The sequence below is a fragment of the Acinetobacter sp. YH16053 genome (assembly GCF_013417035.1).
Classification (GTDB): Bacteria; Pseudomonadota; Gammaproteobacteria; order Pseudomonadales; family Moraxellaceae; genus Acinetobacter; species Acinetobacter towneri.
In genome coordinates, this window is record NZ_VPEP01000137.1 from 1 (window position 1) to 1236 (window position 1236).

At 32.2% G+C, this 1236-nt stretch carries 2 protein-coding genes and 1 pseudogene; all 3 read left to right on the forward strand.

Annotated elements, in window-relative coordinates; translation table 11 throughout:
• A pseudogene (locus FTV43_RS16135) lies at window positions 1-125 on the forward strand (conjugal transfer protein TraD); the annotation flags it as partial.
• 67 nt (window positions 126-192) lie between these two features.
• The gene (locus FTV43_RS15600) at window positions 193-417 is read left to right on the forward strand and encodes a hypothetical protein (protein WP_018680094.1); all 225 of its coding nucleotides are present in this window, start codon (window positions 193-195) and stop codon (window positions 415-417) included.
• Window positions 418-449: 32 nt separating this feature from the next.
• Complete coding sequence (locus FTV43_RS15605; RefSeq protein WP_179995850.1) at window positions 450-1052, forward strand: hypothetical protein; 603 nt, start codon at window positions 450-452, stop codon at window positions 1050-1052.
• Window positions 1053-1236 lie beyond the last annotated feature (184 nt).

Consider the following 1236-nt stretch of genomic DNA (forward strand, 5'->3'; position numbering starts at 1 on the left):
GTGACCCAGCCGAATTACTTGGCGTTCTTCTAAAAACTGCTGAAATAGACCCAAATGATATGAAATGGCAAATTTGGAAGGATTTAGGACAAGAAACCTTAAATCAGCGTAAAAAAAATAATTAACTGATTACTTAATTTATTTATTTGGTAAAATCAAAAACTTATTTTATTAAGTTTTATAGAGTTTTTTATGAAAAAAACAATTATCGGGGCATTAGCTGTTTCAACACTTTTACTTTCTGCATGTAGTACATCACAACCTATGTGGAGAAAAGCAGGAATTACTCCACACGATGTTAATAATGCTTTAGCAAAATGTCGCTATGACGTAGGTTTAGCTAAAGTAAATCAAAATGAAAAAGCTGAAATGATACAAGATTGCATGATGGCACAAGGTTTCAGATATACCTATTAATCTTTATAAAATTCAAATAAATAGGTTTATTAATGAAAAAGTTCATAGGTTTCATATCCATCGCTATTTTTTGTACAAATTCTTTAGCAGAAATCCCTGTAAAAAATAATAGTATCCCTTTCAATAAGCTTCCTATAGAAATTAAAGAAGCAGTCCAAACTAATTATATTGAAGCATGTCAAGGTATAGCTGAAGATGAAGAAATGGCTATTAAAAATCCAAAAATCACTTTCCATAAAGGATTTTTGGTAAATGTAGATTTTAATGGCGATGGACTAAAAGATTACATTATCCGATCTTCAGCAGTTACCTGTGAAGGTGCTTACTCTATGTTTACTGGAAGTAGTGATGGCTTTATAGATATCTATTTTCAAAATGAGGCAGGTAAATACAATCATGTACTTAATTATTGGTTAGGTCGTGAAGGTTTAGGACTTCAAAAATCAAAAGATGGATATCGTTTTATATCTGAATATAACAACAGTTATTTAGCTTGGGATAAATCTATAAGTAAGTTTATTTCATATTATGGTCCCGAAAAAAGAAAAGATATTTTGGACATAAATGATGAAAACTCTACGACTAGTCAAACTTCTACAGAAAAAGGTGAAGTTTTAAGACAAGCATTTAATTAAGATATACTTTTACTACTTAAATAGCCTAAGCAGAAAAGAGGGTGTAATATAATTCCGCCCTCTTACCCCCCTCTAAAAAACAAATGCTCTCAACTTCTCAACTCGCCCCCAAAGCGTCGCACTTCGTGCTTTGGCTTTGGAAACGGTTGAGAGAGTTTCGGCAATACTCTCCCTAAAGGCGGTC

What these genes read in the sequence shown, in the direction of transcription:
- FTV43_RS15600 (WP_018680094.1), top strand. Translation starts at nt 193, where the DNA reads ATGAAAAAAACAATTATCGGGGCATTAGCTGTTTCAACACTTTTACTT.
- FTV43_RS15605 (WP_179995850.1), top strand. Translation starts at nt 450, where the DNA reads ATGAAAAAGTTCATAGGTTTCATATCCATCGCTATTTTTTGTACAAAT.